Source organism: Rufibacter sp. JT20002 (assembly GCF_056491185.1).
Genome location: NZ_JBSZJY010000003.1, coordinates 459,846 through 483,801 on the forward strand (window position 1 = coordinate 459,846; position 23,956 = coordinate 483,801).

General features: G+C 51.3%; 20 protein-coding genes. 8 read left to right on the forward strand and 12 right to left on the reverse strand.

Going from position 1 to position 23,956, the window contains the following annotated elements; all coding sequences use genetic code 11:
• Positions 1-52 precede the first annotated feature (52 nt).
• The 3 genes from ACW9SV_RS15875 (at position 53) to ACW9SV_RS15885 (ending at position 3,672) form a co-directional block, all read left to right on the forward strand.
• Positions 53-430 (forward strand): BlaI/MecI/CopY family transcriptional regulator, encoded by a 378-nt coding sequence (locus tag ACW9SV_RS15875; protein WP_479557739.1) that lies wholly within the window; start codon positions 53-55, stop codon positions 428-430.
• Positions 423-3,026 carry a TonB family protein gene (locus tag ACW9SV_RS15880; protein WP_479557740.1) on the forward strand — a complete coding sequence of 868 codons (2,604 nt, stop codon included), beginning with the start codon at positions 423-425 and terminating at the stop codon, positions 3,024-3,026. Before ACW9SV_RS15875 ends, ACW9SV_RS15880 begins: the two co-directional genes overlap by 8 nt.
• 238 nt (positions 3,027-3,264) lie before the next feature.
• Positions 3,265-3,672 carry a hypothetical protein gene (locus tag ACW9SV_RS15885; RefSeq protein ID WP_479557741.1) on the forward strand — a complete coding sequence of 136 codons (408 nt, stop codon included), beginning with the start codon at positions 3,265-3,267 and terminating at the stop codon, positions 3,670-3,672.
• Between the two features lie 8 nt (positions 3,673-3,680).
• Here ACW9SV_RS15885 and ACW9SV_RS15890 read toward each other — a convergent pair whose 3' ends face one another.
• Positions 3,681-5,228 carry a S8 family serine peptidase gene (locus ACW9SV_RS15890; RefSeq protein ID WP_479557742.1) on the reverse strand — a complete coding sequence of 516 codons (1,548 nt, stop codon included), beginning with the start codon at positions 5,226-5,228 and terminating at the stop codon, positions 3,681-3,683.
• A gap of 172 nt (positions 5,229-5,400) precedes the next feature.
• Here ACW9SV_RS15890 and ACW9SV_RS15895 point away from each other — a divergent pair, with 172 nt between their 5' ends.
• Positions 5,401-6,690, forward strand: a complete 1,290-nt coding sequence (locus ACW9SV_RS15895; RefSeq protein WP_479557743.1) for an aminopeptidase P N-terminal domain-containing protein — start codon at positions 5,401-5,403, stop codon at positions 6,688-6,690.
• A gap of 109 nt (positions 6,691-6,799) precedes the next feature.
• Positions 6,800-8,344, forward strand: coding sequence for a TolC family protein (locus ACW9SV_RS15900; protein ID WP_479557744.1), 1,545 nt, complete (start codon positions 6,800-6,802; stop codon positions 8,342-8,344).
• 122 nt (positions 8,345-8,466) lie between these two features.
• Here ACW9SV_RS15900 and ACW9SV_RS15905 read toward each other — a convergent pair whose 3' ends face one another.
• From ACW9SV_RS15905 to pyrR, 3 genes are all read right to left on the reverse strand, one after another.
• Entirely contained in the window at positions 8,467-8,877 is a 411-nt protein-coding gene (locus ACW9SV_RS15905; RefSeq protein ID WP_479557745.1) for an STAS/SEC14 domain-containing protein, read from the reverse strand.
• A gap of 254 nt (positions 8,878-9,131) precedes the next feature.
• Positions 9,132-10,055 (reverse strand): aspartate carbamoyltransferase catalytic subunit, encoded by a 924-nt coding sequence (locus ACW9SV_RS15910; RefSeq protein ID WP_479557746.1) that lies wholly within the window; start codon positions 10,053-10,055, stop codon positions 9,132-9,134.
• Positions 10,042-10,614: a bifunctional pyr operon transcriptional regulator/uracil phosphoribosyltransferase PyrR gene (pyrR, locus tag ACW9SV_RS15915; RefSeq protein WP_479557747.1), complete on the reverse strand. Its 573-nt coding sequence runs from the start codon at positions 10,612-10,614 to the stop codon at positions 10,042-10,044. Before pyrR ends, ACW9SV_RS15910 begins: the two co-directional genes overlap by 14 nt.
• A gap of 210 nt (positions 10,615-10,824) precedes the next feature.
• Here pyrR and nhaA point away from each other — a divergent pair, with 210 nt between their 5' ends.
• On the forward strand, positions 10,825-12,003 hold the full coding sequence (nhaA, locus tag ACW9SV_RS15920; protein WP_479557748.1) for a Na+/H+ antiporter NhaA: 1,179 nt from the start codon (positions 10,825-10,827) through the stop codon (positions 12,001-12,003).
• Positions 12,004-12,019: 16 nt separating this feature from the next.
• On the opposite strand, the gene ACW9SV_RS15925 is transcribed toward nhaA, so the two are convergent.
• The 3 genes from ACW9SV_RS15925 to ACW9SV_RS15935 form a co-directional block, all read right to left on the reverse strand.
• Complete coding sequence (locus tag ACW9SV_RS15925) at positions 12,020-13,576, reverse strand: hypothetical protein (RefSeq protein WP_479557749.1); 1,557 nt, start codon at positions 13,574-13,576, stop codon at positions 12,020-12,022.
• A 70-nt stretch (positions 13,577-13,646) separates the two neighbouring features.
• Positions 13,647-14,051 carry an EVE domain-containing protein gene (locus tag ACW9SV_RS15930; protein ID WP_479557750.1) on the reverse strand — a complete coding sequence of 135 codons (405 nt, stop codon included), beginning with the start codon at positions 14,049-14,051 and terminating at the stop codon, positions 13,647-13,649.
• Between the two features lie 71 nt (positions 14,052-14,122).
• Positions 14,123-14,518, reverse strand: coding sequence for a hypothetical protein (locus ACW9SV_RS15935; protein WP_479557751.1), 396 nt, complete (start codon positions 14,516-14,518; stop codon positions 14,123-14,125).
• A 270-nt stretch (positions 14,519-14,788) separates the two neighbouring features.
• Between ACW9SV_RS15935 and ACW9SV_RS15940 the strand changes: the two genes are divergently transcribed.
• Positions 14,789-16,498 carry a helix-hairpin-helix domain-containing protein gene (locus ACW9SV_RS15940; protein ID WP_479557752.1) on the forward strand — a complete coding sequence of 570 codons (1,710 nt, stop codon included), beginning with the start codon at positions 14,789-14,791 and terminating at the stop codon, positions 16,496-16,498.
• A gap of 118 nt (positions 16,499-16,616) precedes the next feature.
• Here ACW9SV_RS15940 and ACW9SV_RS15945 read toward each other — a convergent pair whose 3' ends face one another.
• Positions 16,617-17,450, reverse strand: a complete 834-nt coding sequence (locus ACW9SV_RS15945; RefSeq protein ID WP_479557753.1) for an energy transducer TonB — start codon at positions 17,448-17,450, stop codon at positions 16,617-16,619.
• Positions 17,451-17,654: 204 nt separating this feature from the next.
• On the opposite strand from ACW9SV_RS15945, the gene ACW9SV_RS15950 reads away from it, so the two are divergent.
• Positions 17,655-17,975 (forward strand): Mpo1-like protein, encoded by a 321-nt coding sequence (locus tag ACW9SV_RS15950; protein WP_479557754.1) that lies wholly within the window; start codon positions 17,655-17,657, stop codon positions 17,973-17,975.
• A gap of 200 nt (positions 17,976-18,175) precedes the next feature.
• Here ACW9SV_RS15950 and ACW9SV_RS15955 read toward each other — a convergent pair whose 3' ends face one another.
• From ACW9SV_RS15955 to ACW9SV_RS15970, 4 genes are all read right to left on the reverse strand, one after another.
• Complete coding sequence (locus ACW9SV_RS15955; RefSeq protein WP_479557755.1) at positions 18,176-19,777, reverse strand: PQQ-dependent sugar dehydrogenase; 1,602 nt, start codon at positions 19,775-19,777, stop codon at positions 18,176-18,178.
• A gap of 101 nt (positions 19,778-19,878) precedes the next feature.
• A complete protein-coding gene (locus tag ACW9SV_RS15960) occupies positions 19,879-20,751 on the reverse strand; it encodes a helix-turn-helix domain-containing protein (protein WP_479557756.1) in 873 nt (290 codons plus the stop codon).
• A 69-nt stretch (positions 20,752-20,820) separates the two neighbouring features.
• Positions 20,821-21,225, reverse strand: a complete 405-nt coding sequence (locus ACW9SV_RS15965; RefSeq protein ID WP_479557757.1) for a DUF983 domain-containing protein — start codon at positions 21,223-21,225, stop codon at positions 20,821-20,823.
• A gap of 178 nt (positions 21,226-21,403) precedes the next feature.
• Positions 21,404-23,833, reverse strand: a complete 2,430-nt coding sequence (locus ACW9SV_RS15970; protein ID WP_479557758.1) for a TonB-dependent receptor domain-containing protein — start codon at positions 23,831-23,833, stop codon at positions 21,404-21,406.
• Positions 23,834-23,956 lie beyond the last annotated feature (123 nt).

Consider the following 23,956-nt stretch of genomic DNA (forward strand, 5'->3'; position numbering starts at 1 on the left):
GATAACTAAAGAAATAGTTGTAGGTTTATTTCATCACCATCACTACCTACCTATGAAAGAGTTAACCAAAGCAGAAGAGCAGGTCATGCAGATTCTCTGGAACCTGCAGCAGGGCTTCGTGAAAGACATCCTGGACCAGTTGCCGGAACCTAAGCCCGCTTACAATACCGTCTCCACCATCGTGCGCATTCTGGAGAAGAAAGGCTTTGTGGGCTACAAGGCCTATGGCAAGACCCACGAGTACTACCCGCTCATCGCGCGTGACGATTACCGCCATTTCTACCTGAAGAACTTTGTAAGCGGCTACTTTGGAGGCTCGTTCAAGCGTTTGGTGTCCTTTTTCGCGAAGGAGGAGAACATGGACCTGCAGGAACTGGAAGAAATGCTGAAGCACGTGAAAGAGGACCTAGACAAGAAGGAAGATGAATGAGGCCCTGCTGCAGTACCTGCTGGAATCGGGCGCAGGCCTGGTGTTACTCTACCTCTTCTTCGTGCTGGTCCTGAAATGCGAGACCTGTTTCCAATTTAACCGGTTTTTCCTATTGGTGGCCATTCTGCTGTCTTTCCTGTTGCCGCTCTCCAATTTGCCAGGCCTCAGTATCTGGCCGCAGGAGCAAGAGCCAGAACCAGCCTTGGTTTTTGAAACGGCAATGGAAATGCCCTTGGTTGCTTCTGAGGTTGTCCTTGCACCAGAGGAATCCTTTGACTACTGGAATCTGCTGTACGCGGCCTACGGTATAGGCGTGTTCTTCTTTACAGGAAGGTTCCTGATCCAGATGATCCGGCTCCGGCGGTTTGCCCAACAAGAAGGTGTTTCCTTTTACCTGCCTAATCGGGCCCCCGTGGTTCTCACCAACGGGCAGTTTCCCACCTTTTCTTTCTGGCGTTGGGTCTTCTTTGACAACAGTCAAACGCTCACCTCTGAGGAAACCGAGCGCATACTCCAGCATGAGCAGGTCCACCTTGATCAGCGTCATACGCTTGATGTGTTATTGGTATCCCTGGCAGGGATTGTGTTTTGGTTTAATCCGCTGATGGTACTTTATAAAAAGGCGCTGGAACAGACCCACGAGTTCATTGCCGATGCCCATGTTGCCAAAACCTCGGGCGCAGGCTTGTACGCTTCGCTTTTGGTGAAGCAGGTGTTCAGAAACGCAGATTTCCCTTTGGGCAGTTACTTTTTCCTTAATAAATCCCTCACCCTAACCAGAATCAAGATGATGAAAAGACTACATGAGTCCCCCAAACTCAGCCGTATGCTGATGGTTATACCCGTTACGGCCTTGCTTTTGGTAGCAATAGCTGCCATGCGCCCGGCATCGGTTCCAAAAAGTAGCGCAGAGGCAGCGGTCAAGGTGCAGAACGGACCGGCCCAATTCCCTGGCGGTCGCGAGGCGCTTAATACCTACGTGAAGAATCATTTGGTGCTGCCTCAGATTGCTTTTGAGAAAAGGAAAAACCAGAACGAGTTTGTGCAGGTGAAAGGCAGCATTGAGGTGGAGATCGGGACAGACGGCACGCCCCGCTACGGGAAAAGCCTGAGTCTGGAGGTGCGACCTAATGATACCGAGGTGGTAGACGCCATTCATGCGCAATTTGCCCAGTTGGTAAAGCAGATGCCCAAATGGACCCCAGCCCAGAAAGACGGAAAAGCCGTAGTGTCCAAAGAAACCATCTCGGTATCCAGCGTGGGCGGGAACTTCCTGAGTTACACTGAGTATCTGGCCAGCCGGCAGCAGAAAACCTCGGTATCTTCCAAAGCAGAAGCCGCCAAAGGCGCCCTCACCAAACGGGCAGAATACCCCGGCGGGAGAGGTGCCATGATGCATTTTCTATTCCTGCATTCTATTACACCGGAAGAAGTATTCAAACTAAGGCCTGCCCGGGATAGTCTCCTGGATTTCTACAGGGAGATCAAAGCTGAACTTTCTATAGATGAAAAAGGGAGTGTGACGCAGGTTAAGGTTCTTAAAGTTCAAACAAAACCCGGCAACACGGCAGAGGCGAACAAAGCCATTGAGAAAGAGTTTCTGCGGGTAGCCCCAAAGATGGCACAATGGACCCCTGCCTTGCAGGACGGCAAGCCTGTCGCTTCTCGTGAAATAATTGAGTTTTCAGCGACTACTACATATGGTAAGGAGACTACTTATGAAAAGGCGAAGCAGATCCATGAGAAAGCGGCCGCAAAAGCCTTACCGTTCGAAACACAGCCATCCACCCCTACAAAAGATTTGGTGTTCATTGCTGTTGAGCAGATGCCTGAGTTCCCGGGTGGGCAGGCGGCCATGTTCAAGTACCTCAAAGAGACGGCCGGTTATCCTCAGGATGCCAAACAAGCTAAAATAGAGGGCACCATGGTGGCTTCGTTTGTTATCAATGCCCAAGGCAAAGTGACCGATGTACAAGTGCTGAAAAAGCTTTACCCAAGCGTGGATCAGGCGTTGGTGTCTGCGTTGAAAAAGATGCCAGACTGGAAACCCGGCATGCAGAACGGGAAAGCAGTAGCAGTAAAATACACAATCCCTTACCGGGTGGTAAGCCCATCAAGTAAAAATACTTCAGCGCAAAAAGCCGAGGAGGTAACATTGGAAGGAAAACAAACGGCTGCCAAGCAAGGACACAAGATTACCGGTTCCTTGAACGAGGTAGAAGTAGCCGGAAGGCCGAGCTCGGCAAAACTACAACCCACTACTGCCAATCAAGATGAACGGGTGTTCATCGCCGTTCAGGAAATGCCGGAGTTTCCGGGCGGGCAAAAAGCCATGTACCAGTACTTTTCAGAGAAGGTGGGTTATCCTGAAGATGCCCGGCAGGCAAAAATAGATGGTACCGTGGTGGCTTCGTTCATAGTAACTACTGAAGGGGAAATCACCAAAGTGCAGGTACTTAGTAAAGTGCATCCGTCCTTAGACCAGGAGTTTGTAAATGCTCTGCAGAAAATGCCCAGATGGAAGCCAGGCATGCAGAACGGCAAACCGGTAAATGTGAAATACACCGTGCCTTTCCGATTTATGCATTCAAAATAACCTTTTCTACTTATAGCCGATTTCATCAAAAGAGCCCAGACCTGTTTCTGGGCTCTTTTGATGAAATCATACCTAAAACAAAGGTAGAGGCTAGTAAAAGCAGCTGTATAGGAGTACTCCCGTTGGACGTACTTTCGTAGCTAAATACTACGTTGATAGAGTGTTGCCCCGCTTATTTCTTGATTTAGGGAAAGCAGCTGGGAAAAGTATCACAGGGAATTCTAAAGCGGTATTTGCTATGAAAGCGATGAAATTTCTGGTTCTCTATTTAACATTGGCTTTTGGCCTTGAAGCGCAGGCCAAACAGCCCGATTCAGATTTAACTAAATTCCTGAACCGGTTAAAAACGTTTGAGGCGCAGTTCCACCCCAAGGTACAGCGGCCCATGCCTATCCTGAAGCCCGAGGCAAACCAATCAGCCGAAATCCCCAATGCCATCCGGAAGGACCAAGGCTTTATTTGGGATCCGGTTTCTAAGTTGCAATTCTACCCGCGGCTAGGGAAGGTAGTTGACCGTGAAACCGGCTACAGCATCCCCTTTGACCCCAAGGCAGAATATCGCGTGGAGGTGGAGGCTGGCAAAGTCTACAAAGGCGATACTGAGGTGAAACCCGAAAAGGAAAACATCTCTTCTGGTAAGGCCTAAAGGTTTCCTTATTTCCAGACCAACTCCATCACCTGAGAACCTAATTGAACCGTGGTATGGGTCTCGCCAGGCAGGCGTTTGATTACAAACTTCTTAGACTGGGAAGAGATCTTCTGTTGACGCATGACCTTGGTCTCAGATGCCTTCCGGAAAAGCACAATGCCCCCGTTCTGAGTGATGTCCTTCGTATTCATTTCTTTGCAGACAAAGCGAGTACCGAATACAGGGACAGGGGCGTTGGTTGGGGCAGGAGCAGCAATAGTGCCCAGCGCCAACTCCAAGGCTTTGCTGGCGTTAGGAACCCCGTACCCCACATAATTATTCCCGAAAGGGTACAGATTACTGCTCTGCTGGATGATGGAGGAAAGTTGCCGGGGCGTGAGCGCTGGGTTCGCCTCCAACAGGCAAGCCGCCAGACCGGCAATGATCGGGGCGGAGAAAGACGTGCCTGAGGAAGCGAAACAGACCACATCGGGTTTCAGGTAGGGCAGGAAGGAGGGACCAATGCTGCTATACCCTTGTTTACCCCAGGTGGCATAGGTGGTAGCGCCCACGGTGAGCACGCCGGCGGCATCGGCGGGGGTGTTCACAATCTGCCACTTCTTGTTGCCTCCGTCGTTTCCGGCGGCAATTACCAGAAACATGCCTTTCTGCTCCACGGCCAGCTGCACGGCCCGGGCAATAAAGCTGCTGCCGTTCATCTGCTCGGGTTTGTAGTTCTCGGCGGGGTTGTCAAATCCGGTGCCATAGCCTAGGGAGGAATTCACTAAGCGCACGCCCAGGCTATCCATCCACTCCAGCGCCCGCACAAAGTATTCCTCTTCTATCCGGGCCTCGCGGTTGCCTTGGTCAGTGCGGGCCAGGTAATAATCGGCTTCCGTCGCAAATCCGCTTAACACCCCGGCACTAGGGTCTGTCCCACCTAGGCACAGCAGTACCTCGGTGCCGTGCCCATCCATGTAACTCTCGCGCTTATCAAAGGCCTGGGGCTGGCCTGGGTTTATAAAGTCACGGTAGGCTTTTAGCCGATTATTCTCGAAAATAGCCTTTAAGCCCGCTTTTTGGGGAGCTCCGTAGAAGCCAGCGTCAATCACGCCCACTTTCACCCCTTTGCCGGTAAGGCCAGAGGCCAGGAGGGCTTCGGGCTTGAGCTGCGTGAGGGCTTTGCCCACAAGTTGCGGGGTGAAGGGAGAAGTTGCCTGAGTGGGGGTAAAGTAACCGGTAATGGGGCGCACCTCCTGAACAAAACTTTTGTGTCTCAGCGCTCTGGCTTGGGTTGCCTCTGCCGTGATGACCGCCGCATTAAGCCACTTTGAGACCGAGGTTACATTAAATCCCTGGCCGGAAAGGCTGTCCAGGTATGGCTGGTGTACGGGCTGGTCGGTGAACTGCGCGAGGGTGAGGTTCTGCTGGCGGCGTTGCTCCTGGGTGGCCTTGCTGATCAGGGCTTTAGTTCCTGCCAGAGGTTTGTCTTTGAAGAGGACCCAATACCGTTGCTGCGCCTGCACCTCCGGAGAAAAGAAGCTTCCTATAAAGAAGGCACAGAAAAAAAACACTATTGTACAAACCCTCACGTTCAATAGATTAAATGAAGGCTATTTGCCTGCATATTACGGTTTAATGTCATACATTTAAGCCTCCAAAACAGCGTTTCAGGGCTTATTTCAGAAAAGCAGGCCTGAAGCACCCAGAGCAGTAGCTTGTCAAACTACTACAAAACGTACCGCCATGAAATACGAGTCTATCGGGAAAGACCTTTACATTCACAACCGCCAGAAATTCACTCCTTACCTCAAACCCCAGTCATTGGCTATTTTCCATTCCAATGATGTGATGCCCACCAATGCAGACGGCACCATGCCGTTCCGGCAGAACAACGACCTGCTTTGGCTGAGTGGTATTGATCAGGAAGAAAGCATTTTGGTTCTTTTCCCCGATGCCCGTGAGGAGCGCCTTAAAGAGATCCTGTTCGTGCGCGAAACCAATGACCATATTCTCACCTGGGAGGGTTATAAACTTACGAAGGAACAGGCCCGCGAGGTTTCCGGCATTCAGACCATCTTCTGGACGCACGAGTTTGACTCTATCCTGAATTCTCTCATGCCGTACGCCGAGAACGTGTATCTCAATACAAACGAGCACCTGCGTGCCGTGATAGAGGTAGAAACCCGTGAGGTGCGCCTGGCTAAGAAGCTCCGTGAGAAATATCCGCTGCATCATTACTGCCGCAGCACTCAATACCTGCATTACCTGCGCTCCATCAAGCACCCGCGTGAGATTGAGCTCATGCGCACCGCCTGCAACATCACCGAGAAAGCCTTCCGAAGACTACTCAAGTTTGTAAAGCCCGGTGTGATGGAGTACGAGATTGAGGCCGAGATCAGCCATGAGTTCCTGCGTAACCGCTCCCGCGGACCAGCCTATGGTTCTATCATCGCCTCAGGCGCCAATGCCTGCATCCTGCACTACGTTGACAACTTCAGAGAGTGTAAAGACGGCGATGTGTTGCTCATGGACTTTGGGGCGGAGTACGCCAACTACGCGTCTGACCTTTCCCGCTCTATTCCGGTGAACGGCAAGTTCACACCACGCCAGGCCGCTGTGTACAATGCCGTGCTGCACGTGATGGATACCGCCAAACAAATGCTGGTGCCCGGCAACACGCTGGACCAATATCACCAGTTTGTGGGCAAGGTGATGGAAAACGAACTCATCAAATTAGACTTGCTCAACGAGAGCGATGTCAAAAACCAGAACCCAGCCCAACCGCTGTACAAGAAATACTTCCCGCACGGGACTTCCCACTTCCTGGGCTTAGACGTGCATGATGTAGGCGACAAATACCGTCCGTTTGAAGAAGGCATGGTGTTCACCTGCGAGCCGGGTATCTACATCCGGGAAGAAGGTTTGGGCATCAGGCTGGAGAACGATATCCTTATCACCCATAATGGCCCGGTAGATCTGATGGAGAACATCCCACTGCAGCTGGAGGACATTGAGCGCGAGATGCGCGGGTAAAAACCTGAATTCAAGAATAGATTTTGTGCTGTTTTCGTGGAAATAGTGCTAAAACTAAAAGCTTTTATCATAGGGTAACAAAAGACAAATACAAATTTCAGAAGTGAAGGTGAGTATCTTAAATCGTGTAGCAAAAGCCGTCTGCCTCCTTACGCGGGTGGGAGTGGTCGGTGTTTTCCTGACAGGGGCAACGGCTGCCGGGCAAGAGAAAGAAATACCTCTGCCCACAGATACAGAAGAGCCCGGTACCCGGCGGTTGACGCTGGAGGAAGTCATTAAAATGGCCCGGGAGCAATCTCCCAGCTATCAGCAGGCCATTACCCAGTTGGAGAACCGCACCTGGCAGTACCAGACCTATAAAAGCAACTACCTGCCCCAATTGGCGTTGTATGCCACCTTGCCTTCCTACACCAAAGACTATGAACGGGTCACAGATCCTGAGGGGCGGGTAAACTTTGTTCCTGTTCAATCGGCCATTTCTTCGGCGCATTTAGAGCTAAAGCAGAATATTGGCTTAACCGGGGGTACTATTGCCATTGATTCTAAGCTAAACCGGATTGACAACTTCCACGAAATCCAGGGGCATAGTTTTATCTATGCCTCTAACCCGGTGGTGGTAACGCTTCGGCAACCTATTTTTAACCACAATGGGTTGAAGTGGGACCGCAAAACAGAGCCCCTGCGGTACGAGGAAGCAAAGCGTAACTTCTGGGAGGAGATGGAACGCATTGCCGTGCGGGCCACAGACCTTTATTTTTCGCAATTGCAAAGTCAGATAGGCTATGATATTGCCCAGAAGAACGTGGCCAACAATGACACGCTCTTCAAGATTGCCCAAAGCCGCTTCTATGACGCCAAAATCAGTGTAAACGAATTGCTGCAGTTGGAATTAAGTCTGCTCACCTCTAAACAAAGTCTGGAGCAGGCTAAATTGGATATTGAAACCAGCACCCTTCGCCTGAAAACGTACCTAGGTTTCACTGAGACGTACCCCATTCGGCTGCTTCCGCCAGATCTTATCCCGCAATTTGAGGTGAGTGAAGAAGTGGCGCTAAGACAAGCCCGCGAAAACCGGTCCCGGATGATTGGGATTAAACGGGAGGAGATGGACGCTGAACGTAACCTGGATTGGGCTGAGGCCAGTGCCGGAGTCAACGCCGATCTTTTCCTGCAGTATGGCTTAACCCAGCGGGCAGGCTCTTTGGGACCGGTGTACCAAGACCCTACCGATCAGCAACGCGTCAACCTAGGATTCAGCGTGCCGCTGATGGACTGGGGCCGCAACAAGTCCAGAATTGGGACCGCCAAAGCCAACCTGAAACTGGTGAAGGCCAACCTGGAACAACAGCGCGTAAGCTTTGAGCAGGACGTGTTTTTGCAGGTAAAACGGTTCAAAATGCTGCGCGAACAGATGAAGATTGCCCAGCAAGCCAATGGCCTGGCCGAGCGTCGCTTTCTGGGAGCCAAAGACCGCTACCTAGGAGGAAAGATAAACTTGTTGGAGCTGAACCAAGCGGCTACGGAGCGTGACTCGGCCCGCCGCAGCTACGTGAGCTCGCTGCGTAACTTCTGGGATGCCTACTATAACCTTCGGCTGCAAACCCTTTATGACTTTGAGACAAACCAACCCTTGACCATGCCGCTGCCGTTCTAATCATTAGATAAGGTATTGCGCCCGTTTAAAGGCTTATTTTAGAAAACAGCTACCAAACAGAAGAGCCCGCCGGTATTGCCGGCGGGCTCTTCTGTTTGGTAGACCTTGAGGGGCTCAGGAGTTTACCCCTTGTAATATTCTCTTAACCATTGTTTGGCCTTGTCTATATTGTCAAAAGATCTGGCTTCAAAAGACTTCAGTTCTTTCAGGAAGGTAGAGGCCGAGGATTCTCCAAAACTTTCCGGGTTGGCCAGCATCGCGAACCGTTTCAGTCCGGCTCTGGCAGCGTTGGGAGCCCATTCATTCAATACCCAATCCATGGAGTGGTCCCAGGAGCCAATGATCAGCCGGGTGTCGTTCAAAACGCAATTGAATTTCGCATCAGCCAGAGCCTGGGTGTACGCTTTGGCGCCAGACTTAACATTTTCCTCGGTTAAATAGCCCATCCAATTCACATAAATCAACCTGTTTTTAGAGTCTTCTTCGATGGTTAGGTAAACTCTTCCAAAAGGATTAACAAGTTCTTTGGTCATAGTGTGGTGCAGATTGTTTTTTTGGAGCTCCAAATGTATCTATTTTGATGTAAATACAAATGGTTAAAATTTAGTTCAAAATACTAAAAGGTGTAAAAAAGTAGTTTAAAGCCTCTTTTCTTAATTTGAAGCATAAAATGACATCAGCAAAAAAGGGTAGCAAACAAAGTATTTGAATGCTACCCTTTTTCATATTTTGACTTATTCAAAGAAACCTGCGTGGATGAACCAGGTCTTTCCTCAGGTTTTTTTGTTTATCCTTTGCTAGCCAGCAGATACAACACCGCCATCCGGATGGCCACGCCGTTTTCTACCTGATCCAGGATGATGGAGTGGTGGGAGTCAGCGGCGTCTGAGGTGAGTTCCACCCCACGGTTAATGGGGCCAGGGTGCATCAAGACAATTTCCTTGTCCAACTCATCCAGCATCTTTTTATTGATCCCGAAATACAGGGCATATTCACGCAGAGACGGGAACAGCTTGCCGGTTTGGCGCTCCAGCTGGATGCGCAGCACGTTGGCCACGTCGCACCATTGCAGGGCCTCCCGTACGTTCCAGAATACCTTTACGCCTAAATCGGCGATGTGCTTGGGCAACAGCGTGGGCGGACCGCACACGGATACCTCGGCTCCTTGCATCTGCAGCGCGAAGATGTTGGATAGCGCCACCCGTGAGTGGGTGATGTCACCAATGATGGCCACCTTTTTGCCACCTACTTCGCCTAATCTCTGCCGGATAGAGAAAGAGTCCAGCAAGGCTTGGGTGGGGTGCTCGTGCGTTCCGTCACCGGCGTTCACAATGTTGGCCTGGATCTTACGCGAGAGAAAGTGCGGGGCCCCGGGGCTGCTGTGGCGCATCACAATCATGTCTACTTTCATAGACAGAATGTTGTTCACGGTGTCTAGCAGGGTTTCACCTTTCTTTACCGAACTACCCGAGGCCGAGAAGTTGATCACATCTGCCGAGAGGCGTTTCTCTGCTAACTCAAAGGAGAGCTTGGTACGAGTGGAGTTCTCAAAAAAGACGTTGGCAATGGTGACATCGCGCAGCGAAGGCACTTTCTTGATGGGCCTGTTCAGAACCTCCTTGAACTGGTCAGCGGTTTCAAAAATCAACTGGATGTCCTGGGGGGTAATCTCTTTGATACCCAGCAGGTGCCGGACGCTAAGCTGTTGCATGGGGTTCTTCTTGTTCTGGGGTAGGAGTGAGGAGCCAGATGACATCCTCGGGAGAATCTTGGCCTTGCCAGGTGACTTCTACCCGCTGCGAGTGCAGCGAGTCAACGCGCTGGCCGGTATAGGTTGCTTCAATAGGTAAATCGCGGGTGTACTGGCGGTCAATGAGCACCAAAAGCTCTACCTGGGCAGGTCTGCCGTAGGAGATCATGGCGTCAATGGCGGCCCGCACCGAACGACCGGTGTACAACACATCGTCTACCAGAATCACGCGCTTGCCTTCCAGGGTAAAATCTACTTTAGTGGCGTTAGGTGCCAGCGGGGTAGCGCGGCGGCGGAAGTCATCACGGTGGAAGGTGATGTCTAGGTAACCGGTCTGGACGGTGATGCCCAGAATTTCTTGAAGCGTCTGCTGCAGGCGGTCGGCCACGTAAATGCCACGGGGCTGCAGACCTAAAATAACGGAATCAGAAAAATCGCGGTGCGTCTCTATGAGCTGGTGCGCCAGGCGCCGGATCATGATCTGAAACAGTGCGTGCGGAACAATGAGGCGTTTGTGCATGGCCGGGTTTTGGGCAAATATAAAGACTTACCGGCAGCCTAGGGTAACAGAAAGTAATTTTTCTCTTTTCTGACCTGTCAGTTCAAAAACTGTATTTCTGGTGGCCTAGACTTAGATTCTTGCCGCTGGAGCTCAGGAGCAGCAGAGTAGCTGCTAGCTAAATTAGAAAAACACTCCTACCTCAACCAAATTTTGCCGTACGTTTGAGTTATGGCTAAATTCATTAACCTAAGAGTTTTCCCCGACTTCTTCCGTTCGGCCTCGGCTGGCGGTATCATTTTGATCATTTCCCTGGTCATTTCTTTGCTCATCGCCAACTCCGCCTGGGGCGATGCCTTTGCTAATTTCCTGCAGACAGAACTGGGGTTTGAAACCGGACAACTTCACCTGAGGTACCCCTTGCTTCTGTGGGTGAATGACGGGCTCATGGCCATTTTCTTTCTGCTGGTTGGCCTGGAAATCAAACGCGAGATGCTGGAAGGGGAATTGTCATCGGTAAGGAAGGCGGCTCTGCCGGTATTCGCCGCCATGGGCGGAATGCTGGTCCCGGCGGGTATCTATGCCTTGGTGAACGGAGGGACTGACACGGCCAGCGGCTGGGGTATTCCCATGGCTACGGACATTGCTTTTGCCATTGGGTTACTTTCGCTGCTTGGAAACAGGGTGCCAACAGGCTTGAAAATCTTCTTGACGGCCTTGGCTATTGTAGATGATTTAGGCGCTATTGTGGTGATTGCCGTCTTCTATTCGGCAGGGCTGCAGGTTTCCTATTTGCTGTACGCAGCTGGTATCTTTCTGCTTTTGCTGCTGTTCAACCGGTTTGGGGTGAAGTCGTTGTTCTTTTACCTGGTGCCGGGGCTTTTCATGTGGTACTTTATACATCACTCGGGCATACACGCCACCATTGCCGGGGTGCTCACGGCGCTTACCATTCCTACTACGCCAGACGCGAAAGAGTCTCCGTTGGAACATTTAGAGCATGCGCTTACCAAACCCGTCAATTTCCTCATCATGCCCATCTTTGCCTTGGTCAATACCAACATCAGGTTTGAAGCCGGGATGGTGGAGGGGCTGCTGAGTCCGTTGGGGATTGGAATCGTTTTAGGGCTATTTTTAGGAAAACCCATCGGAATCCTGCTGACAAGTTGGTTGGCCGTGAAATTGAGAGTAAGCGTTCTGCCCTCAGGCGTTAACTGGAAAATGGTGGCAGGCTTGGGCTTGCTTGCCGGAATAGGCTTCACCATGTCCATCTTCATCGCCCTGCTTTCTTTCGCAGACCCTGCGCACCAGACAGAAGCCAAGTTTTCTATTCTGGTGGCTTCTGTGCTGTCTGGTGCCTTGGGGTGCCTTATGCTAAAGGCTGTTTCTGCAAAAGGCCAACCGAGGTAAAACGCTAGAATATTGCCTATTCAAAGGTCATGTTCTGCAGGTAGAAGACGGTGCGGCCCTCGCCATGGGCTGGTTTAATGCGCTGGAATCCGAAGGCAATGAAGTTGCTGCCGTACCAGTGCACAATGCCCTCATGGCTGCTGGTGATCCGCTTCTCATTTTCCTCTTTCAGCCGTACTTCTACTTTCTCCTCGTTGGCAATGGAGACGTTTGGTTTCAGGGTTTTGTACCAGATATACTCATCCTCGGGGAAGGCCAGGGTAATGTTACCGGCGGGCGAGACCCCGGCCTCTACCGTTGGGGCCAGCTCTGGGTAGGTCTCGTTTTTGAGTTTGTAGGCATTGTCCCACAGCAGCTTTCCCTCTTTGTCAAAAACACAAGCAATGGCATGCGAGAAACGGTACCCGTCAAACGTGCTCCTGATTTGCCGCAAGTCTGGGTATCTGCCGGTAACGTTGGCGTACTGGTTATACCCGCTGTTGCTCCGGTACTGCGGATAGTAAATCTCTCCCACCAAAGCGTAACCCAAGGGGTGCGGCATAATGGGGTGCAGGTACATGCGGTACCTAAGCATTAGGGGCTTACCCTTGGCTTCTTGCCGGGCAAACTTGGCTTTGAGGCGACGTTGCGCCCGTGGGCCCAGGTATTCAAAGAAATGCTCCAGCTTACTGAAATCGTAGTAGTTTAAGTTGCTAGCCAGGTCACTGGTGAACAACCCTTTGGAGAAGACAGACGTGCGGAAGCCGTAAGTACCAATCAGCCTTTTGGTCAGGGTATCGCCGGGCGTGAGCCGCCCACTCTGCAGGGTGTTGTCGTTCCGGTAATCCATTTCGGGCTGGATGAAGTACGTGCCAATCACCTCACCTTTGGTGTTGATGCGTTTGGTTTGCACCCGCGAGCGCCAGCCATTAGACTCCTCCACCACAAACTCCACGGCATGGGTGAGGGTGTCTACCCTGAACTCGCCTAAGTCATCTTCCATCCCGAAAACGGCAGGCAGCAACTGAATTTCTTCCTGGGCGGGGTTCAGTTGCAGCATGTTGAGCGTATTGCGCTCCAGACCGCTCAGAAACACCTGCCCATCCAGGGCTGCCATCTCCCTGATGGTGATGTAGGAAGAAGGAAGCGTGTGCTCACTGGAAGTGGCGTTTCCGTTGGCGTGGTTTACCTGGTATAAAAGTAGTTTCTTGTTGTTAAGGGTAGAAAACAACAAGTACAACTTGCGGCGCTCGGCGGTGACAAACAACAGCTCGTGGTTTGCCTTATGCTCGTGTTTGGTTTGCCAGAGTTGCTTTAAAGTGCGGTCATAGCGGGTGAGCGTAAACTCATTCTTGCCAAACCACCCGTTGCGTTTGGTGGAAACCACCAGAAGCGTGCTGTCTGGCAGCGAGTGCACCGTATGTTCATCGTCAAAAGAGTCGCTTTCCAGTTCTACCCTGATGTTCTGGTTAGGAGGTGCCGGTTTCTCTTTGTCTTTCTCCTTTTTCTGACGGGCCTGCGCAGAGAAAACCACTCCCCAGCAAAGCAGGAGGAGCAGAGTTCGCCAATAGTTGCTTCTGAAGGGTGAGCACATAAGGTGTTTTTAAGAAAGTACAGGGAACTCAGTAAAAACGCCAACCTTCTGCCCAGGGTTATAGGCCGGTTTACTGGCCCATACTGAGCAAGAGATCAAACTCTTCTGGCGTCAAGGGCATCACAGACAAGCGTGACTGCCGTAGCAGCGCAATGTTCTGCAAGCGCTCTTCTTTTTTGATCTGGTCCAGGGTCACTGGTTTGGCAAAAGCCTGCTCAGGTACCAGCGTGACCGCCACCCATTGCGTCTCTTGGGTGGTAGGGTCTTGGTAAGCTTCCTGGGCTACTTTGGCCACTCCTACAATAGATTTCTCAGAAACGCTGTGGTAATACAGCACCAAGTCGTTCTGCTGCATCTTTTGTAAGTTGTTGCGGGCCTGGAAATTTCTAACGCCATCCCAGGTGGTTTTTGTATCACGTTCTAAGTCAGACCAGGCGTATTTTTCAGGTTCAGTTTTAACGAGCCAGTAGTTCATAGGTAAGCTAAAACAAGGGGCCACCTCTTAGGGAGGAGGGCACTTGTACACTGTTTAAAGGTAAAAGGTATCTATTCTTGTTTCTCTTTCCGGCGGACCTTGATCAGCTCGGGCGTTGCCGAGAGAATCTCCAGTTCTTCCGGTTGGTGTTTAGGATTGTCAAACGTAACCATAAGGCCGTTTTTTCCCTTGGTCTCCCACTTGCCGGGTTGCTCCTCCAGGCCATCGGTAGGGGCAATGCCGTACCGCATGAACGTGCCGTCTTCCTGAATCATGAACCCGGTACGTCCGCGCGACGGCGGGAAATCAAACGTGTTGGGCCGGTAGGTGCGCACATCAGCCGAGTCTTCTTCGTAGGAAACGAGCCAGGTTTTTCCGTACACCGAGGCGGGCAACTCAGGCCCGGCTCCGCATTTGGCAGCCATCAAGATCAAGGCCAGCAAACTCAGTAAGAAGAAGTGTTTCATATGCTTGCGTGTTGCCTCAGCAGAATGCCCCTGACAATCTTGCCACAATATACAAACTTTACAAGAGTTCTGAGTCTTGAGTTCTGAGTCCAGAGTTGGGAAAATGTAAGCTGGCTGAAAGGGTTTAGGCTAGCCTTTCAAGGCTTTTTCCTGAAACCAAGCCCAAATCGGCTTTGCCGAAATAAAGCTTAAATCCAACTCAGAGGCCAAGACTCAGAACTCAGGACTATCTTCTTATCTTTGTCTGAATCCCTTTCAGAACCTTTACCCGTGGAGAATAAAGAACTCATTCGTATGTTCCGGCTCACGGCTTCTTTGATGGAGCTGCACGACGAGAACCCGTTTAAAATAAGATCCTTTACCAGCGCCGTAATGGTGATGGAGCGCATAGAATCACCCATTCATCAAATGAGCCAAGCCCAGCTGGAGAAGCTGGACGGCATTGGCAAAGGCATGGCTGGCAAGATCATGGAAGCCATCCAGACCGGCTCTCACGCCGACCTGAACCGCCTCTTGGAAACTACCCCCGAGGGTGTGGTACAGATGCTCAACATTAAAGGCATAGGCCCTAAGAAAATCAAAACCATCTGGAAAGACCTGGGCGTGGATACCATTGAAGGCCTGCGCGAGGCCTGCGAGAAAAACGAGGTGTCCAAGCTGAAAGGCTTCGGGGCGAAAACCCAGGAGACCATCTTGCAGGGGCTGCAGTACACCGAGTCAAACAAAGGAAAGGTGCTCTGGGCCGAGGCAGAGACCCTGGCGCTGGAGTTACTTTCTTTCCTGAAAAACAGGCCCGAAACGGTAGCCGCCGAAGTAGTAGGCGAAATCCGCCGCAACTTAGAAACCGTGGAAGCCTTGCAGTTTCTGTTGAGTTTGAACAGTGAGGCCAACTGGCCTGCCTTCTTGGCCGAGCTGCCGGGTGTATCGCCGCAGGAAACGGTTTCTGGCCCGTTTGTGTGGCGGGGACTGGTAGACACTACCGGTCTGAAACTGGAGGTGCGCTTAGTGCCGGAGCGCCGGTTCGCCAACCAAGCCCTGTTGTATTCGGCGAACCCTGCCTGGTTGTCGTTGCCCGTGAACGAGGCTGGTGATACGCTTATCGCCGAAGCCTATGGTGAGCCTGCCGCCTCAGAGGAAGAGATTTTCCAACGCTTGAAGTTGCCCTACATCGCGCCGGAACTGCGGGAAAGTGCCCGGATTCTGGAATTAGCCCGTGAAAACCAACTGCCCACTTTGCTCCAGGACAGCGACCTGAAAGGCATCCTGCACAACCACAGCAGCTACTCAGACGGCGCCCATACCTTAGAGCAAATGGCGGTGCACTGCAAGCAACTGGGCTTTGAGTACCTGGGCATCTGCGACCACTCCAAATCTGCCTATTATGCCAACGGCTTGCAGGAGTTCAGAGTACAGACGCAGCACCAGGAGATTGACCGCCTGAACCAAGAATTAGGACCGTTCCGCATCTTCAAAGGCATTGAGTCTGATATCCTCGCCGATGGTTCGCTGGACTATGACAACGACGTGCTCGCTTCTTTTGACTTCATTGTGGCCTCCATTCACAGCAACCTGAAAATGGACATCGTGAAGGCTACTGATCGATTGGTGAACGCCATCCAGAACCCGTACACCACCATGCTGGGTCACCCCACTGGTCGCTTGCTTCTGCGCCGCGAAGGCTATCCCATTGACCACAAAATCGTGATTGACGCCTGCGCAGCAAACCAAGTGATTATTGAAATAAACGCCAATCCGTGGCGCTTAGACCTTGACTGGCGCTGGGTAGAATACGCCCTCAGCCAGAACGTACTCCTCAGTATCAACCCAGACGCCCACAGCATGCGCGGCTACGATGACATGCGCTACGGGGTACTCGTCGGCCGTAAAGGCGGACTAACCCCTGAGATGACGTTTAATGCCAAATCGCGCGATGAAGTAGCTGGCTATTTTGAGGAGCGGAAAAAGGCGAAGGGGATTTAGCCTTAGGTGAAAGTTTATTCTAGAATTTAGGAAACTACTATAATTAGGCTCTTTGCTACAAGTGGCGAATAAAATGGGTTGATTATAGTAGTTTCCATTTTAGATAATGGTGGCCTAGTTACTTAAAATCTGGATTGTCAAATTCTGAAAGAATAAAGTCTTTAAATGCAGCCTTTCCGTCTACTATCTCTACCTCAATAGTCCGCTTTACATAGTGAGGAACACCTTTAAGATTTCCAGTCCTCCAATTTGGCATTTTTTTCAAAACTTCAATTAAATTTTCCTCAACACCGAAACCTATAGTAGTTAGTGCCTTCACTTTTGTCACCTCACCTTTGGGATTGATGATGAAAGAAAGTTTAGCACTGCCATCTACTTCTTTTCTCCTTGCTGTTTCTGGAATTTTATAGTTTTCCTGTATAAAAGTGGCGAATGCTTTATTGCCGTTTGGAAACTCTAGTCCTTCTAAATATCCAATATAGACTCCAGATTCGTAAGCTTCTTCATCATAATAGTAGTAATGGGGTGACTTGCCTTGTAGGAAACTTGGCACATGTTGAGGTGCCGGAACCTTAAGTGGAACGGAATATTTGACAGAAACAAGTTCTCCATCTTGTTTGCCAGGTTTCCAACGTGGCATATTCTGAAGAACTCTACGGGCTTCCTGTTCTATCAAAGGATGGATCCTGTTGAAAGATTGTATATCCTGTACATTTCCTGTTGGGCCAATGACAAATGACATTACCAAAATTGTCAGAGAATCTGGGATAGTAGGGTATCTGGGTAAGTTGAAGTTTTGTGCAATATACGTAGGCAGAGAACTCGTCCCTCCGGGGAATTCTGGCATTTCCTCTACTGCAATGTAAATTTTTGGTTCTTTTGACTTTTCTTTCTGGGCAAAAGAAGGAATACTTACAAAAAGAAATAAAATGCAGAAGTAAAGATGTTTCATGGGGTAAGAGATGATGAATTGGAATTTACCCGCACAAGATAATCAAAAGGGAACTCTGTTTATTACCTGTATTTTCACAAATAGGCTTAATGCGATCAGGTAAGCTGGTTTATTTGTAATTGTATAGAATCAACGAAAGAGTAACCTCGTTAGTACCTTTCCTTTGTTTTCGTATAAACCAGTGTAAGCCAAATGATTTGTGCCATGCCACAGCCAAACCGCATTACTTCCTTCAAAGAGTTCTACCCGTTCTACCTTTCGGAGCACCAGAACACTACTAGCCGAGTGCTGCATTTCACGGGAACTGGGTTGTTGCTACTGCTCATGCTAGTAGCTTTTGTGCTGGGGCAGTATGGCTGGCTTTGGTGGCTTCCAGTGATTGGGTACGGCTTTGCGTGGGTGGGGCATTTCTTCTTTGAGAAAAACAAACCGGCTACGTTTCAATACCCGTTTTACAGTCTGGCCTCAGATTTTGTGCTGTTCTTTCAATTGCTTACCGGCAAGCAGAAATTCAAAGTCAAGTAAGCTAATACCTCGCATTTGTCTTTTTTGGAAAGATATTGTGAGCGAACTGGACAGGCTTCGTGTAAACGCTACTATTGTTGGCCCACAAGATCCTTTCAGGATGACAATAAGGAGAAGGGGCTTGTCACTGAGGGAGTCTGCTTACGGTTATCTGTTTTTGCATAGGTTTTCTAGAAATAGGCTAAAAGCAAAAGATAGAGTTACTCCTCTCGTCTTTTTTCAGCCACTTGGGATGCCGCCTTTGATCCATTTTGGGGCTTCCCGCCCGATGCTCCGCCCGAGGCATTCTTTAAGGCAGTGCCGCCTTTAACGTACGTAAACTCCAGAATGGAACCGCGGTACTGGCTGCCTTTAGGGTCTTCCCCCGAGGGGCCTGAGGTCACCGAGGAACTGTCCACGGCCAGGTACAGCTTTTTGCCATCTGGAGAAATGGCCAAGTCCCGGTACCGAATTTTTGACCGGAAGTAGGTGAGGGTGTCGCCGGTCACATCAGTGCCCGCGGCGTTTAGTTGCAGCCTGATCAATTTCCCGGTTTTAAGGGTGGGGATAAGCAGGGAGTTCTGCCAGCCAGGAATGCCCGAGGCGGTGTACACGCCTATGCTGCTGGGCGCTTCAGACGGCCACTCCGGGGAGTTCTTTTCGCCACCACTTCTCGTCTGCGTCATAACCTTAGTCAGAAACGCGTTCGAGTTGGGATTGAAGCTGTAAATAGGGTCACGATACGTCTGCGCGCCAAGGGCAGCCGCGTTGGCTTTTTCGCTTTTGATGGTGGGGTAGGTAGTGTGCCACTCGCCGGGCAGTTGGGTGTGGTTGCTGACGCCCGCAGCCAGTCCGTTATAGTTGTTGTCACTGTACCCGATCACAAGCGGGTGCCCGAAGTTCTTGCCTCGCTCAATCACGTTGATCTCGTCATCTGAAAAAGGCCCGTGCTCGCTCGCGTAGACTCTTCCGGTGCCGCCAATCACAGCATAGGCCAGCCCTTGCGCGTTGCGGTGCCCAAGGCTCCAGACCGCGTTCTGTTTCTGGGTTGAAGTGAACGGGTTGTCATTCGGAATCCAGCGGTCATACTGGTTTTGATCGGTATCGGGCTCCAGGTTGAACCGAAGTACTTTGCCTTCATAGCTGCTGGTGAGCTGGGCGTAATTAGGGCGGCCTACGTTTTTGAACTGCCCGGCGCCCATATCACCCACGGTGTAAAAGAGGAAGTCTTTGCCTTGCACCGGCGCAATTAACAAGCGGCCGGAGTTATGGTCGTTGCTCCCCGGAATGCTGTCGCAAAGCACCATCGGGTTGGCTAGTTTCTGCCCTTTGGCGTCATAGTCGTACCGCACCACCCGCATGGTGTAGTGGCAACCCCCGAAGTTAGGATCGCAACCCTCACCCGATTTCCCGGCTCCGGCAAATTCATAGGCGTAAGCCAGATACACGTAGGGCTTGCCGGAAAGTAGTTGGGGGTGCAGAGACATGCCCATCAATCCGCCTTGCGGCCAGGGCTTACCGCCGTCTATTGAATCAGAAACCTTGTCGTAGCGCGGGAATTTACGGGCCGAGGTAAGATCCAGTAAAACGGTTTGTGCGCCGGTGGAGGGGTTCAGTCGGCTTACTTTGTAGCCTTTGGCTTCGGTGATCCAGAGGTGGTTATCGGGGCCGTAGGTGACTTCCCAGGGATCGCTGAGTTTGTCTTTTACTACCCGCACCGTGAAGGTCTCGCCTTTTGGTCCGGTGAGATCCTGGGCATGGGTGAGGTGAGCGGAACAGGCAAGAAACAGAAGAACAAGCAGGAGCAGAGGGAAGCGCATCATGGGCGGAAAACGGTAAAACTGACATCAATTTTCCTCCCTTTAAACCCCGCCTCAAGGTATTAGGTTGTCGTAAAAGGTTCTCTATGAAGTAGATTCCGTATTTATCCTTTCTGCCGAAATTGTTCGGGGGTGCTTCCTACCTGTTTTTTGAAAAATCGGCTGAAATAAGAATTGTCCTCAAAGCCGAGGGCCAGCGCCACCTGCGCAATGTTGAGGTGCGGCGAGTGGGTGAGCAGGCGCTTGGCTTCTAGAATCAATCTTTCCTGCAGCAGATCGGTGGTGGTCTTGCCCAGGTTCTGTTTGCAGAGCTCGTTCAGGTACTTGGGCGACAGGTGCAGCGCATTGGCGTAGAAACCGATGGGCTGGTGCTCCAGGTAGTGGTTCTCCACCAAGGTTTCCAGCTGGTACAACTGAAAAGGCCAGGTATTTTCTTCTTGCGTAACAGGTGCCATGGGATAAAGCCGGGCCAGTTGAATAAGCAGCAGTTCCAGGTACGCGCGCAAGGCATCGGTCTGGAAAAGGGCAGCCCCAGAGTATTCCTGTTGCATCTGGTGCAGGAGCTGGTCCACCGGCGAAAGGTCATCTGCCTGAGCATATAACACCGGCGGATGTTGCCAAGTCTGGAAAAAGGGAAACTGCCGCAAGGTGTCGGTTTCGCGGCTGCCGCGGTAAAACTCTGGGGTGAAAAACAGCAGGGTGCCTTCGGTCTCAGGGGAAAGGTCCCAGGCGTGCACCTGGCCGGGCGTGAGAAAGAAAACGCTGCCGGGTTTGATCTCATAATGGGTGAAATCAATGGTGTGGGTGCCTTGCCCAGTCCTGACTACCAGCAACAAGTAGAAATCATGTTTGTGCGGGGCCTGTACAAAGGCGTGCTTCTGCCGATGTGCCTGTAAATCGGTCACGTGGATGCCGCGGGAAAGACCTTTGGCAGGCGTAAAATCAGGGATACGGTAAATAGGAAGCTTCTCTGGCATAAGGCAAACCACCGGTGGTGTGCCGGTTTTGCCCCAAGTTGCGAAAAATAGCTCTAAAAAGGAGTGCCTCTAATGTCCCCGGGCCTGCGGATGCACCGCTGCCTCTGGGTTGTAGCTGATGAAAATATTAATCCAGATGGCGCGGGAAAGCTTGAAGATGGCCGGCAGAAACAAAACCAACGACAAAAGCAACGCACCCACAAACATCCACAGGGTGATCTCCTCGGAGAACAGCATCATCAGACCCACAATGCCAAGGGTAGGGCCGGTGGTAAGGCCGTAGCTCACAAACATGGCCCCGTAGTAGTAGCCTGGTTCTGGTTCATACATCTGGTGGCAAACCGGGCAGTGGTCCAGCATCTGGGACATTTTACGCCACCCCAGCAGGCTGTTGTTTTCAAAGAGGTTCCCCTCATGGCACCGCGGGCATTTCAGTTTGCAGATGCTGTACAGTTTAGAGCCTTTTCCTAACATAACGTTCTATCTTATCTCTCTACAAAGGTACGTACCTGCCCTTGTTATGGATAGGACAAAAGGCGGGAGTTACCGGAATAAAAGCGGGAGGGCGTCATTGGTTTGGGCTGCTTCTACCAAAAAGAGGCCGGAAACGTCTGTTCCAGGCCTCTTTTTGGTTTATGATACAGAAACGGTTCTACTTTGAAACGCGGTTCTCTTCGTCGGCGGTGCCGGTTCTCCGGTTACGGGCGGCCTTGATTTTGCTATTTCCAAACTTATAGTCAAAGGTGATGTTAAGACGACGGCTTTCCCATTCGTTTTCCCAGTACATGTTCACGTTGCTGTAGTTCAGGAAGGCTCTGAAGCGGGCGGTGTCAAAGATGTCATTCAGCTTCACACTGAGGGTAGCGCGCCCATCCATGAAAGTTTTCTTGCCCCCGATGCTCATAAGGTAAGAGGCTTTGTTCCGGAACAAGCCTGACACCGAGGGCGAGCTGTAGTACGCCGAATATTGCAGGGTAAACTGTTTAGGCAGGGTGAAGTTGTTGTCCGTGCTGAAGTCCCAGGAGAACTGCTCTTGGTTGTATTGCTCGCCCTGTACCGGGGTGCTCACTTTGTTCAGGTTGCCTTGCAGTTGCAGGTTGGCGCTCCACCATTTGCGCACGGGCAAGGTGCCGCCGCTGCTGATGCTCAAAGAACGGGCGCGGCTCAGGTTCTGCGGCGTGCTGATGCTTTCCTTGGTTTCATCGTTCTGGCTTACTACTTCCATTACAAAATCATTCTGCTGCAAATAGCTGATGCTTAACAGCTGGAAGTTCTTGAACGTGTAGTTGAATTGCAGCGAGTTGGAGAAAGAGGGCTGCAAAAACGGGTTGCCTCTTAAGCCGGTGTAAGGGTCTGAATAGAACGTGAACGGGTTCAAGCTGCGGTAATTGGGGCGGCTGATGCGGCGACTGTACGAGGTGGAGAACTGGTGGTCGTCATTGGGGTTGTAGCTGACAAACATGCTGGGGAACAACTCCCAGTAGTTGCGGTCTACCACGTTTCTGGTGGTTAGCGAATTGCCCTGGGAGATGGTCTGCTCGGCCCTTAGCCCGGCTTTCAGACTAAGCTGTTTGTTTACTTTCTTGCTTAGGCTCACGTATCCGGCATTGATGTTCTCGTCGTACAGGAAATGATTGGTGCGGCGGTCATCTACCTGCCAGTTGCTTTCCTGCAGGGCCTCAAACCGGATGTCTGAGTCATTCCGGACCCAACTGCTTTTCCAGCCGGTTTCAGCTTTCCAGTTGTTGGCCAGAGGGTGCACGTAATCGGCTTTGATGGCAAAAATCCGGATGGCGGCATCTGAGAAACTGCGCAAGTCTTCAAACTCCCTGCCGTTCTGGATGGCTTCGGCAAAGTACTGGTTTCGGAAAGACTCATCGGCGCCGTTGCGGTAGCGCACAAAGTCAGTGTCAAAAGTGACGGAGCGGCCGGTGGTGTCTATGTCAAATTTGTAGTTGAAGTTAAGGCTGTAGTTGTTGGAGACCACATCGCGCGGGTTGTTCATCTGCACGCTGCCAATGGGGTTGCCGGGAATGTCGTAGTTCACTGAGTTGCTAGTGGTCAATACATCCTGCGGGGAGGTGTAGCCTTTGAACATGAACCCCACGGTGTGTTGTTGGTTGATAAAGTAATCGGCGCCGGCTACCACGTTTACACTTTTGGTAATGGGGTGCCAGTAGTTGACCGAGCGGTACAGGCTGTTTCTGATGAGGCGCTCCATGGTCAGCCGGTTATAGGAATTGGAGTGGCTGGTGTTCAAGCGGGTGTAGAAACTCACCTTGCCCAGGTTGTAGTTAAGGTTAATCCCCGCCCAGGCTTTCTCATAGGTGCCGTAGCCGGAGCCCACCGTCAAACTGCCGTTCATGCCTTTGGTGAGTTCGCGCTTGAGCACAATGTTGATGATGCCTGCCGTACCTGCCGCATCAAAAGACGCCGGTGGGTTAGCGATCAGTTCTACCTTGCTCACCGCGGAGGCGGGTAAAGATTTAAGGTAGTTGCTGAGTTCAGAACCCGTCATGTACGTCATTTTGCCGTTGATCATGACGTTCACGCTCCCGCTGCCCCTGAACAGGATGTTGTCGTCTTTGTCTAACCGCACGCCGGGCGCGTTCTTGAGCACTTCCAATGAGTTCTCGCCGGCGGTGTTCAGCTTTTCCACGTTCATGATAAACCTGTCGGCTTGCTGTTCCAGCAAGGGGCGCTGGCCTTGCACCACCACTTCTTTGAGGGCGGTGGTTTTCTCGGTGGTTTGCAGCGCGGGAACCTGTACCGGCTGGTTGCCCACCTCAAACGCCGGGCTTACCACCAGGTTATGGTCAATGCGGCTGGCTTTGATGGCATATCTACCGGAGGCCACTTTCTCAAAAACATAGACCCCGGCTTCATCCGTCATCTGGGAGTTCACCATGCCAGAATCAGGCAGAGATAGTAGCACAATGGTAGCAAAGGCAAGAGGCTGTTTTTTGCCGTCTTGAACGGTTCCTTTCACCGTGGTGCCGTTCTGCGCCAGGGCACCGAAGGAGAGGAGAAAGCTCAGAAAAACCAGGAAGGCAAAAGGGCGGAAAGTAGCGGTTTGGTTCATAGGGGTTGGTTGTGCTTTAAGGATGAACCAAAGGTGAGGAGGGTTGCTTACGTCTGGAAAAAAATAATCCCAAGCCCTCCGGTTTTTATCCCAACGGCTGTTTTTTCCTTGTTTTCAGAAAAA

Excerpts from the sequence above, each read along its gene's own strand:
- ACW9SV_RS15875 (WP_479557739.1), top strand. The coding sequence starts at position 53 with ATGAAAGAGTTAACCAAAGCAGAAGAGCAGGTCATGCAGATTCTCTGG.
- ACW9SV_RS15880 (WP_479557740.1), top strand. The coding sequence starts at position 423 with ATGAATGAGGCCCTGCTGCAGTACCTGCTGGAATCGGGCGCAGGCCTG.
- ACW9SV_RS15885 (WP_479557741.1), top strand. The coding sequence starts at position 3,265 with ATGAAAGCGATGAAATTTCTGGTTCTCTATTTAACATTGGCTTTTGGC.
- ACW9SV_RS15895 (WP_479557743.1), top strand. The coding sequence starts at position 5,401 with ATGAAATACGAGTCTATCGGGAAAGACCTTTACATTCACAACCGCCAG.
- ACW9SV_RS15905 (WP_479557745.1), bottom strand. The coding sequence starts at position 8,877 with ATGACCAAAGAACTTGTTAATCCTTTTGGAAGAGTTTACCTAACCATC.
- ACW9SV_RS15910 (WP_479557746.1), bottom strand. The coding sequence starts at position 10,055 with ATGCAACAGCTTAGCGTCCGGCACCTGCTGGGTATCAAAGAGATTACC.
- pyrR (WP_479557747.1), bottom strand. The coding sequence starts at position 10,614 with ATGCACAAACGCCTCATTGTTCCGCACGCACTGTTTCAGATCATGATC.
- nhaA (WP_479557748.1), top strand. The coding sequence starts at position 10,825 with ATGGCTAAATTCATTAACCTAAGAGTTTTCCCCGACTTCTTCCGTTCG.
- ACW9SV_RS15925 (WP_479557749.1), bottom strand. The coding sequence starts at position 13,576 with ATGTGCTCACCCTTCAGAAGCAACTATTGGCGAACTCTGCTCCTCCTG.
- ACW9SV_RS15930 (WP_479557750.1), bottom strand. The coding sequence starts at position 14,051 with ATGAACTACTGGCTCGTTAAAACTGAACCTGAAAAATACGCCTGGTCT.
- ACW9SV_RS15935 (WP_479557751.1), bottom strand. The coding sequence starts at position 14,518 with ATGAAACACTTCTTCTTACTGAGTTTGCTGGCCTTGATCTTGATGGCT.
- ACW9SV_RS15945 (WP_479557753.1), bottom strand. The coding sequence starts at position 17,450 with ATGAAACATCTTTACTTCTGCATTTTATTTCTTTTTGTAAGTATTCCT.
- ACW9SV_RS15950 (WP_479557754.1), top strand. The coding sequence starts at position 17,655 with ATGCCACAGCCAAACCGCATTACTTCCTTCAAAGAGTTCTACCCGTTC.
- ACW9SV_RS15955 (WP_479557755.1), bottom strand. The coding sequence starts at position 19,777 with ATGATGCGCTTCCCTCTGCTCCTGCTTGTTCTTCTGTTTCTTGCCTGT.
- ACW9SV_RS15960 (WP_479557756.1), bottom strand. The coding sequence starts at position 20,751 with ATGCCAGAGAAGCTTCCTATTTACCGTATCCCTGATTTTACGCCTGCC.
- ACW9SV_RS15965 (WP_479557757.1), bottom strand. The coding sequence starts at position 21,225 with ATGTTAGGAAAAGGCTCTAAACTGTACAGCATCTGCAAACTGAAATGC.
- ACW9SV_RS15970 (WP_479557758.1), bottom strand. The coding sequence starts at position 23,833 with ATGAACCAAACCGCTACTTTCCGCCCTTTTGCCTTCCTGGTTTTTCTG.